The sequence below is a fragment of the Phenylobacterium sp. genome, from assembly GCF_035944335.1.
Taxonomy (GTDB): Bacteria; Pseudomonadota; Alphaproteobacteria; order Caulobacterales; family Caulobacteraceae; genus Phenylobacterium.
The window spans coordinates 32,493-42,820 of sequence record NZ_DASZBG010000046.1 but is presented as its reverse complement, the minus strand read 5'-3'; the positions used below and the strand labels follow the sequence as shown (position 1 = coordinate 42,820).

The 10,328-nt window shown below is 70.5% G+C and carries 10 protein-coding genes; 8 read left to right on the top strand and 2 right to left on the bottom strand.

What is annotated here, in order from left to right:
- The 5 genes from VGT80_RS08895 to VGT80_RS08875 all read left to right on the top strand — a co-directional run.
- Positions 1–1,161: CoA transferase (locus VGT80_RS08895; RefSeq protein ID WP_327454921.1), on the top strand; the 1,161-nt coding region annotated here is incomplete at its 5' end.
- Between the two features lie 262 nt (positions 1,162–1,423).
- Entirely contained in the window at positions 1,424–2,056 is a 633-nt protein-coding gene (locus VGT80_RS08890) for a hypothetical protein (RefSeq protein WP_327454919.1), read from the top strand.
- Positions 2,057–2,102: 46 nt separating this feature from the next.
- A complete protein-coding gene (locus tag VGT80_RS08885) occupies positions 2,103–2,597 on the top strand; it encodes a GAF domain-containing protein (RefSeq protein ID WP_327454917.1) in 495 nt (164 codons plus the stop codon).
- An 80-nt stretch (positions 2,598–2,677) separates the two neighbouring features.
- Positions 2,678–3,859, top strand: coding sequence for an acetyl-CoA C-acetyltransferase (locus VGT80_RS08880; protein WP_327454915.1), 1,182 nt, complete (start codon positions 2,678–2,680; stop codon positions 3,857–3,859).
- Positions 3,860–3,867: 8 nt separating this feature from the next.
- Positions 3,868–4,560: an SDR family NAD(P)-dependent oxidoreductase gene (locus tag VGT80_RS08875; protein WP_327454914.1), complete on the top strand. Its 693-nt coding sequence runs from the start codon at positions 3,868–3,870 to the stop codon at positions 4,558–4,560.
- On the opposite strand, the gene VGT80_RS08870 is transcribed toward VGT80_RS08875, so the two are convergent.
- On the bottom strand, positions 4,557–5,768 hold the full coding sequence (locus VGT80_RS08870) for a Xaa-Pro peptidase family protein (protein ID WP_327454912.1): 1,212 nt from the start codon (positions 5,766–5,768) through the stop codon (positions 4,557–4,559). The two genes, VGT80_RS08875 and VGT80_RS08870, sit on opposite strands and share 4 nt — an antisense overlap.
- Before the next feature lie 49 nt (positions 5,769–5,817).
- On the opposite strand from VGT80_RS08870, the gene VGT80_RS08865 reads away from it, so the two are divergent.
- Entirely contained in the window at positions 5,818–6,726 is a 909-nt protein-coding gene (locus VGT80_RS08865) for an aminotransferase class IV (RefSeq protein WP_327454910.1), read from the top strand.
- Positions 6,723–7,451, top strand: a complete 729-nt coding sequence (locus VGT80_RS08860; protein WP_327454908.1) for a hypothetical protein — start codon at positions 6,723–6,725, stop codon at positions 7,449–7,451. The genes VGT80_RS08865 and VGT80_RS08860 overlap by 4 nt, the downstream gene beginning before the upstream one ends.
- Here VGT80_RS08860 and VGT80_RS08855 read toward each other — a convergent pair.
- Complete coding sequence (locus VGT80_RS08855; RefSeq protein ID WP_327454906.1) at positions 7,435–9,840, bottom strand: penicillin acylase family protein; 2,406 nt, start codon at positions 9,838–9,840, stop codon at positions 7,435–7,437. The two genes, VGT80_RS08860 and VGT80_RS08855, sit on opposite strands and share 17 nt — an antisense overlap.
- A gap of 121 nt (positions 9,841–9,961) precedes the next feature.
- On the opposite strand from VGT80_RS08855, the gene VGT80_RS08850 reads away from it, so the two are divergent.
- A complete protein-coding gene (locus VGT80_RS08850; RefSeq protein ID WP_327454904.1) occupies positions 9,962–10,327 on the top strand; it encodes a VOC family protein in 366 nt (121 codons plus the stop codon).
- The last annotated feature ends 1 nt before the right edge of the window (position 10,328 follow it).

The following is a 10,328-nucleotide window of genomic DNA, read 5'->3' as shown; positions in this document are numbered from 1 at the left end:
GACCTGCTGGTGGTCGATTGCGCGAGCTTCATCGCAGGTCCCGCGGCGGCGACCGTGCTCGGCGACTTCGGCGCCCGGGTGATCAAGATCGAGCCGCCCGGCATCGGCGACGCCTACCGCAACCTCTTCCGCCTGCGCGGCACGCCCGACGACGTGGACTATTTCTGGGCGCTGGATTCCCGCAACAAGGAGAGCCTGGCGCTCGACCTGCGGCGGCCGGAGGCCCAGGCCGTGCTCAACACCCTGGTCGCCAGGGCCGACGTCTTCATCACCAACATCCCCTTCCCGGCGCGCGCCCGGCTCGGCGTCCGCGCACAAGATCTCATGCCGCTCAATCCCCGCCTGATCTACGCCTCGCTGTCGCCCTACGGCGAGCAGGGGCCGGAGCGGGACCGCACCGGCTTCGACGCCACCGCCTGGTGGGCCCGCTCGGGCATGATGGACATGGTGCGCTCCACGTCCGAGGCGGAACACGCCCTCTCCATGCCTGGCATGGGCGACCACCCGACCGCCATGGCCATGTATGGCGCGATCGTCACCGCCCTCTACCGCCGCCAGCTGACCGGCGAGGGCGGCGAGGTCACCACCTCGCTGCTGGCCAACGGCCTGTGGGCCAACGGCTGCCAGGTGCAGGCCGCGCTCTGCGGCTACGAGCTGATGAGCCGGCCCAAGCGTGGGGCGCGCGGGGCGCTCAACGAGATGTACCGCACCGCCGACGACCGCCATTTCATCATCGCCAGCACCAATCCGGCCCGCGACTGGCCGCTGCTGGCCAAGGCCATGGGCCATGCGGACTGGCTCACCGACCCGCTGTTCGCCACGCCCGAAGCGCGCCTCGCCAACGGCCCGGTCCTGGTGGCCCGCTTCGACGAGATGTTCGCGGCTCAGCCTTTCGACCACTGGGCCAAGGTGCTGTCGGACGGCGACGTCACCTTCGGGATCGTCGGCACCGTCTACGACCACCTCGCCGACGACCAGATCGAGGCCAACGGTCTGTTCCCGGAATTCGCCGACCACTGGCTGCGCACGGTCGACAGCCCCTTCCAGATCGCGGGCGAGACCAAGACGGCGCCACGCATGGCGCCGGGCATCGGCGAACACACCGCCCAACTCCTCGCCGAACTCGGCTGCTCCCCCGCCCAGATCGCCGCCCTGGCCTAGGACTGAGCGCCTCCCACTGTCATCCCGGTTTCGCCGTAGGCGAAGACCGGGACCCCCAATCGCCGGATCGGTGAGTTGGCCCACGGCCGCGCCGAGCCTCCTCCGACGCCATCGACGCTGGGGGTCGCGGTCTTTGCCCTCTCGGCCAAAACCGGGATGACAGCGGAGGGATGGGCTGGCCCCTCCGTGCGGGTCCGTGTCCGTCCGTGGTTCAAAGATTCCTTTTGACTCCCCGCCGCTCTCGTGTTCTACTTTTGTTCTCATGAGGCCCTCCACCGATATCGCGAGCGAACTGGACGAGGGGCTGAAGCGGCTCTTCGACGCCGGCCTCGAACTGGCTCTGCAGGCGCAGGCTAACGCCATGACCGCGGAGCCTGATGAGCAGGCCCGGCTCAGCCTCACCTTCCATCGCCTCTCCCGCGGCGTCCGCCAGACCGCGGCCCTGCGCATGAGGCTCGCCCGCGAGGCCGAGCGCGCGGGGCGTGAACAGACCGCCGAGGTCATCCAGCTCGACCAGCGACGGCTCGAAAAGCGCAAGGCCCACGTCAAGGCCGCCGTCGAATGCCTGATCTGGACCGAGGCCGAGAGCCCCGAAGCCGCCGACCGCCTGGAGGACGATCTCTCAGACCTCCTCGACATCGAAACCCAGGACGCCGACACCTTCGAGCAAGAACCGCTCGAGCTTCAGATCGCCCGCCTCGCCCACTGCATCGGGCTCGATCCCAAGACCGTCATCCCACCCACGCCCGTCATCCCACGGTCGGGCGGTACGCCCGATCCGGGGGACCCAAGCGGGGTCGCAAGTCCTGAACCTCGGCTTGGGTCCCCCGCATCGCCCTGCGGGCGAGCGGAGGATGACGACGGGGATGACGGATACTGGCGCTCCTCGGCCTGACGCGTCCCCCGTGACGAACGCGCCTCGTGCGCCTACATCCCGTTCCATGGCTGAAGCCTTCAACGACCTCGCCCTGCCCGACAGCAAGGCCGCGCGCTACGCGGCCGTGGCCGACGAGATCGCCGCGGTGCTCGAGGGCGAGCCCAACCTGACCGCCAGGATGGCCACCGTCGCTTCCATGCTGGCGGCGAGTTTCGACGACTATTTCTGGACCGGCTTCTACCTGGTCGATCCCGATAAATCCGACGAGCTGGTGGTCGGTCCCTACCAGGGCACGCTCGGCTGCCTGCGCATCGCCTTCGGCCGCGGGGTCTGCGGGACCGCGGCCGCCACGCGGACCACACAGGTGGTCGACGACGTCGAGGCCTTCCCCGGCCATATCGCCTGCGACAGCCGCTCGGTCTCCGAGATCGTGGTCCCGGTGTTCGATCGCACGGGCGCCCTGATCGCGGTTTTCGATGTGGACTCCACGCGCCGCGCGGCGTTCGATGCCCTCGACGCCCAGTGGCTTGAGCATATTCTCAAACAAGCGTTCGGGTGAGTTGGCTTCCGCCACGGCGCCCGACTAGATTGCCGCCCGACGCGCCCAACGGCGCCTGAGGATTCAAAGGGAGTTTGGATATGGCCGAGGCCTATATCGTCGCCGCCGCCCGCACCGCCGGCGGCCGCAAGGGCGGGCGTCTTCGCGAGTGGCATCCGGCCGATCTCGGCGCCGTCGTCCTGAACGAACTCGTCGAGCGCACCGGCATCGATCCGGCGGCCATCGAGGACGTGGTCATGGGCTGCGTCATGCAGGTGGGCGAACAGGCCACCAATATCGCCCGCGGCGCGGTGCTGGCCTCCAACCTGCCGGAAAGCGTCCCGGCCACCAGCGTCGACCGCCAGTGCGGCTCCTCGCAACAGGCCCTGCACTTCGCCGCCCAGGCGGTGATGAGCGGCACCATGGACGTGGTGATCGCCGCCGGCGTCGAGAGCATGACCCGCGTGCCCATGGGCCTCTCGGTCGCGCTGCCGGCCAAGGAGGGCTTCGGGGTGCCGATGAGCCCCAACCAGCAGAAGCGCTACCCCAACATCCAGTTCAGCCAGTTCATGGGCGCCGAGATGATGGCCACCAAGTACGGCCTGACCAAGGATCAGCTCGACGAGTACGGCTACGGCTCGCACCAGAAGGCCATTGCGGCCACGCAAGGCGGCGCCTTCAAGGACGAGATCATCCCCGTCGACGGCAAGGACGGGAAGGACGCCGAGGGCAATGTCGTGCGTCACGACAGCGACGAGGGCATCCGCTACGACTCCAGCCTCGAGGCCATGCGCGGCGTGAAGCTGCTGCGGGAGGGCGGGGCCATCACCGCGGCGACCTCCAGCCAGATCTGTGACGGCGCCTCGGGTGTGATGGTCGTCTCGGAGAAGGCGCTGAAGGAATACGGCCTGACGCCTCTGGCCCGCATCCACCACCTGACGCTGATCGGCCACGACCCGGTGATCATGCTGGAGGCCCCGCTTCCGGCCACCGAGCGCGCGCTGAAGAAGGCCGGCATGACCATCGACGACATCGATCTCTTCGAGGTCAACGAGGCGTTTGCGTCCGTGCCCGTCGCCTGGCTGCAGACCACCGGCGCGGACCCGGCCAAGCTCAACGTCAACGGCGGCGCCATCGCGCTCGGCCACCCGCTGGGCGCGTCGGGCACCAAGCTGATGACGACCCTCATCCACGCGCTCAAGAAGCGCGGCAAGAAGTACGGCCTGCAGACCATGTGCGAAGGCGGCGGCCTGGCCAACGTGACCATCGTCGAGGCGCTCTAGCTCCGGGCATGGCCGGACGCGTCTACGCCATCACCGGCGCGTTCGGTGTCCTGGGCTCGGCGGTCGCCAAGGCCGCCGCCGAGCGCGGCGCGCGCCTGGCGCTGATCGACTTCGCCAAGACGGCGCCGGCCGGCGTCCCCTCCGGCCCCGAGGTCCTGGTGCTCCCCGGCGTCGACCTCACCGACGCCAACCAGGCCAGCGCCGCCATCGACGCCGCGGCGGATCATTTCGGCGGCCTCGACGCCTTGCTCAACATCGCCGGCGGCTTCTCCTTCGAAAAGCTCGAGGGCGGCTTCGGGGAGACGTGGAAGCGGCTGTTCCTGATCAACGTGCAGACCGCCTCCAATGCGAGCCGCGCGGCCATCCCCTATCTGAAGCGCAGCGCCGCCGGCCGCATCGTCAACGTCGGCGCCAATGCGGCGCTGAAGGCCTCGCTCGGCATGGGCCCCTACGCGGCCTCCAAGGCCGGCGTCCACAGCCTGACCCAGGCGCTCGCCGAGGAGCTCAAGCCCGACGGCGTCACCGTCAACGCCGTCCTGCCCTCGATCCTCGACACGCCCACCAACCGCGCCGACATGCCCAAGGCCGACGCCTCGGCCTGGGTGAAGCCCGCCGACCTCGCCGCGGTCATGCTGTTCCTGGCCTCGGAGGAGGCCGGGGCGGTGACCGGCGCCCTGATCCCGGTGACCGGTCGGGTCTAGTTGCGGTCCGCGAACGGCTCGTCGAGGCTGGGCTGCGGTTCGGTGAACCAGGCCGCGCCGGTCTCCGTCACATGGAAGTGGTCCTCCAGGCGGATGCCGAACCGGTCGGGGATGACGATCATCGGCTCGTCCGAGAAGCACATGCCGGGCTGCAGCGGGGTCTTGTCGCCGCGCACCAGATAGGGCGCCTCGTGGATCGAAAGCCCGATGCCGTGGCCGGTGCGATGCGGCAGGCCCGGCAGCTCGTAGTCGGGCCCGAAGCCCGCCGCGGCGAGCACCGCGCGCGCGACCGCGTCGATGTCTTCACAGGCCACGCCCGGCTTCACGGCGGCGAAGGCGGCGGCCTGGGCGCGGTGCTCCACGTCCCAGACGCGGCGTTGCTCAGGGCTGGGCTCGCCGAACACATAGGTGCGGGTGATGTCGGAGTTGTAGCCCTGCACCTTGCAGCCGGTGTCGATCAGCACGATGTCGCCGGCCGCCAGCCGCTGCTCGCCGGGCAGGCCGTGCGGATAGGCGCTCGCCACGCCGAACTGCACCGCGCAGAACGACGAGCCGTCATCGGCGCCCAGCGCGCGGTGCGCCTGGTCGATGAACCGCCGCACCTCCGTGGTGGTGATCCCGTCGCTGAGGATGCGGGCGGCGCGCCGGTGGACCTCCAGGGTCATGGCCTTGGCCTGGCTCATCAGGGCGAGCTCGGCCGGCGACTTGATCATCCGGCAGCCGTCGATGACCGGCGCGCCATTGACCAGCGTCATATCCGGCGTCGCCGCGCGCAAGCCGTCGAAGGCGAAGAAGGGCAGGGCGGGGTCGATGGCCAGCGACGCCGCGCCCATCTCGCCCAGCACCTGGGCGGCCAGCGCATAGGGGCTCTCGTGCTCTTCCCAGAGCGCGATCTCGGCCTCTATGCCGAGCGAGGCCTGCAGCGAGCCCAGCTCGAAGCGCGGGCAGAGCATCACCGGCTCCCCCGTCCGCGGCAGGACCATGGCCACCAGCCGCTCGGTGGCGTTCCAGCCGACGCCGGCGAAATAGCGCAGCGACGGGCCCGCGCCCACGATCAGGGCCTCGGCGCCGATCTCGCCCATCAGCGTCCGCGCCTTGGCGGCGCGCTCCGCGCGTTCCTCCCGGCCGATGGGCGGCGCCGGGTTCGGCCACGGCGCAAGCTCCGCGAGCTCCGCCTCAGCGCTCGATCCGCCAATGCTGCGCGCCATGGACGATCTCCTCTCCCCGGCCAGCGTTGCAGGAGGCTATAGAACGGCCATGCCGGGAAGCCAGGACTTCGCCGCCGATCCGCGCAACGCGGACCTGCTCATCTATCTCAACGGCGCGCTCGTGCCGCGGGCCGAGGCCAAGGTCTCGATCTTCGACGCCGGCTTCGTGCTGGGCGACGGGGTCTGGGAGGGGCTGCGGCTGCACAGGGGGCGGCTGCTGTTCCTCGAGGCGCACCTCGACCGCCTGTACGCCGGCCTCGAGGCGATCGCGCTGGATATCGGCCTGACCCGCCAGGCGCTGACCGCCGAGATCGGCCGCCTCCTCGTCGCCAACCGCATGGAGCACGGCGCGCACCTGCGGCTGATGGTGACGCGCGGCGAGAAGGCGGCGGTCAACCAGGATCCGCGCAACTGGCTGGGCAAGCCCACCCTGGTGATCACCGCCGAGTACAAGGAGCCGTCGCCGGCCATCGCCACGCGCGGCCTGGCGCTCGCCACCTCGAACATCCGCTGCACGCCGAAGGAGATGTTCGACATGCGGCTGAACTCGCACAGCCGCCTGTCGCTGATCATCGCCCTCTTGGACGCCATCCGTGCCGGCGGCGACGAAGCGGTGATGCTGGACGCCCGCGGCTTCGTCTCCAGCTGCAACGCCACCAACCTGTTCTGGGTCAAGGACGGCGCGGTCTTCAGCTCCACCGGCGGGCACTGCTTCAATGGCGTGACGCGGGCCAATGTCATCGCGCTCTGCCGCGACAACGACGTCCCATTGACCCTGGGCGACTTCCCCATCGAGGCGCTGCGCGGCGCCGACGAGGCCTTCGTCACCGGCACCTTCGGCGGCCTGACGCCGGTGCGCGAGGTGGACGGCCACGCGCTTCCGGCCGCCCTGCCGGGCCCGGTCACCAGCCGGCTGCGAGCGCTCTACGAAGCCCTAAAGGACGCCGACGCCGCATGAGCGTCCGCATCGCCATGTGGTCGGGCCCGCGCAACATCTCGACGGCCATGATGCGATCGTTCGAGAACCGGCCCGATTGCGTGGTCGTCGACGAGCCGTTCTACGCCGCCTACCTGGCCGCGACGGGCCTCGACCATCCGATGCGCGAGGCGGTCCTGGCCTCGCAGCCCACCGACTGGCGCGCCGTCGCCGAGGCCCTGGTCACAGACCAGCCAGCCCCGGTCGTCTACCAGAAGCACATGACCCACCACATGGCGCCGGGCTTCGGGCTGGACTGGCTATCGGCCTGCCGCAGCGCCTTCCTGATCCGCGATCCGGCCGCGGTGCTGGCCTCCTATGTGAAGCGGCGCGCGGAGGTCTCGCTGGAGGACATCGGCGTCGTGCGCCAGCGCGAGCTGTTCGACCGTGAGGCGCAGCGCCTGGGCCATGCGCCGCCGGTGATCGAGGCCGCCGACGTCCTGGCGGGTCCCGAGCGCGCGTTGGCGGCGCTCTGCCGGGCGCTCGGCATATCCTTCAGCGCCGCGATGCTCGACTGGCCCGCGGGACGGCGCGCCAGCGACGGCGTCTGGGCGCCGGCCTGGTACGACGCCGTGGAACGCTCCACCGGCTTCGCCCAGCCGGAACGACCGCCCGAGCCCTTGCCGGCCGACCTGGCGCGGATCGCCGAGGCCGCCCGCCCGCATTACGAGGCGCTGGCGCGCTTCAAGCTCAGCGCTTCGGCGTGAGCGCGATCACCGTCTCGGCGTCGGCCTCCACGGCGAGGCGGCTGTAGCGCAGCGGCACGTACTGGCCGGCCGCCCACAGGGCGAAGAGGTCGCGATAGTGCGGGCTCGCCGGGTCGCCGGACTGGCCCGGCGTGTTGATGATCATCGAATTGTCCCAGGCGCCCACGTCCAGCACCATCCTGACCGAGGCGCCGGCGATCTGGGTGAAGTCCCTGGGGCTGTAGGTCGTGGCCCGCGGCGTCGAGGCCGAGCCCGGCACGGGCAGCGGGCCCACGTGCATCGCCTGCGCCGTCTCGTGATCGGCCAGGGCGCCGGCCGCGGGGAAGAAGTCCGCCTTGTGCAGCCGCCCCCAGGTCCAGGTCGTCATATCGGGACCCAGGCGCTGCGTCAGCTCCACGGTGGCGGCCTTCAGGCTGCTGAGCAGGATGAGGTCGCGCCACCGCCCAGGCTCCGGACTTTCGAGGTAGCTGATCACCGCCTCGAGGTGACCGGCGCCGACCAGCCCACGGGCCTTCTGTGGTGTGGCGACGGCAACGGCCGCCTGGCCCAGATCACGAGCCACCCAGACCTCGTAGATGGCCGCGGCGGTGCTATCGGTTCCCTCGTCTGAGTTCCACGCCTTCAGGAGCGCGAGGGCCCGCGCCACGTCCGGATCTGACGAGGCGAGGGGCTTCAATAGCCTCACCAACCGCCGTGACTGGGCGCTGACGGTGTCGGTCTGCAAGGCCATGGAGTCGGCCAGCGTCGCCTTTGGGGTCTTCGCCAGCACTTCCTCGATCCGCGTGATCCGCGACGGGTCGGTCCATTCGAAGGAGATCTTCCGCTGCTCGTTCGGATAGCCCTTGGGCAGGTTCATGGCGTTGGCGGTGGCGAAGAAGCCCTTGGTCGGGTTCTTCACCGAGGGCAGCAGGGCCTCGGGCATGAAGCCCGCCCACTCGTAGCGACCGTCGCCGGGGACCGGCATCAGCCCGTCCCAGTTGGGCCGGACCGGCGCCATCCCGGCCGCCGCCCAGCCGACCTCGCCAGCGCGGTCGGCGAACGCCAGGTTGAGCGGCGGCGCGCCCCAGGCCTCGCGACCCTTGGTGAAGTCGCCCCAGGCCTTGGCCCGCCAGAACCGCGAGCTCTGGAAATAGCCCGCGGCGCCCGGCTCGTTCCAGACGGTGCGCAGGGCGAAGGCCCGATGCTTGCCGGCGTCTTCCGCCAGCACCGGCCCATGGCGGGTGAAGTGCAGTTCGACCTGGCGCGGCGCCTCGCCCCTCACCTCTATGGTCTCGCGGACCACGGTCATGGGCTCGAAGCCGCCGTTGTAGCGATAGGCTGCGGCCCCAGAACCTTCTCGCGTCTCGTAGACGTAGAGGTCCTCCTGATCGATCGGGAAGATAGTGATGCCAAAGCCCATGTCGGCGTTGTGGCCCAGCGCCACACCCGGCAGCGCCGGCTCGCCCGCGCCTTCGATGGAGAAGCCCGGGGCCTCCATGTGCACGATGTAGCGCAGCGAGGGGACGCCCACCGGCCGATGCGGGTCGTTGGCCAGAATCGGCCGGCCGCTCGCTGTGCGCGAGGGCGCGATCACCCAGTTGTTGGAGCCCTCCGCCGACGTCTCGTCGATGCGCCGGGCGAGCTGGCCGCGCGGATCGGCGACCGCGGCGGCGCGGCCGGCCTTCAGCTGTTCGAAGCTCACCGGCTCGGTGCCCAAGATGTAGTCCTTCAAGACGTCGGCCGGCACGTCGCAGGGATCGAGGCCGGCCGGAACCACGAGCTTGTGCGGACCGGGATCCAGCTTGCGGCGCAGCTTGTCCGCCTCGACGCCTCCGGCGCAGACCACCTGGGCGCGGGCGACTTCGGAGGTGACATTGGAGACCAGCGCGTGGCTGCGGATGCGGATCACGTCCTCGGCCGCCCAGGTCTCCGGCTGGCTGGCGCTAAGCTTGAACTCGGGCGGCAGCGGCTTGGTCCCGGCCCGGACCTCGGCGACATAGGCGTTGACGCCCGCGGCGAAGGCCTCGACCTCGTCCTTGGCGCCCGGCGCATAGGCGGCCCACTCGCGGGCCATATCGCCGCGATAGAGCAACAGGCGCGCGGCCCGGTCCTGGGCCACATAGGTCGGGCCGAAGCTGGCCGAGAGGCGTCCAAGCCCGCGCTTGCGCCACAGGTCGATCTGCCAGAGACGATCGCGGCCGGCGTTGTAGCCCTGCAGGAAGAAGGCGTCGCGGACGCTGGCGGCATAGATGTGCGGCACGCCCCAGCGGTCGATGACGATCTGGGCCGGCGCGGCGAGCCCGGCCACCGGCCAGCTTTCATGCCGCACCGCCGCCGAGGCGGGCTGTGCGGCCGCCGCACCGGCCAGCACCGCCGCCCAGCCCACCGCCCCAAGGATTGTCCGCCGCATCCGCCGTCCCTCACGCCTGCGCGGAGTTTGACAGCGGATCGCGCCCGCCGTCCACGGCGGGGCTTGCCCTTCCGCATGGTCGCCGCCTTAGACTGGGCGCCTCAAGACAGGGGACCTTCTCATGATCGGTTACGTCACCCTCGGGTCGAACGACCCGGAACGCGCCAAGACCTTCTACGACCAGGTGCTCGCCCCGCTGGGCGGCCGGCGGGTGTTCGCCAACGACCGGCTGCAGTTCTGGTCCAGCGCGAATGGCGGGCTGTTCGCGGTCGGCCAGCCCTACGACGGCGAAGCCGCCAGCGTCGGCAACGGCTCGATGTTCGGCCTGCCGGCTCCGTCGCACGAGGTGGTCGGCCAGGTGCATGCCGCGGCGCTCGCGGCCGGCGGGACCTGCGAGGGTGAGCCGGGCGCGCGGACCGACACCTTCTACGGGGCCTATTTCCGCGACCTCGACGGCAACAAGATCTGCGTCTTCAAGCTGGGCTGAG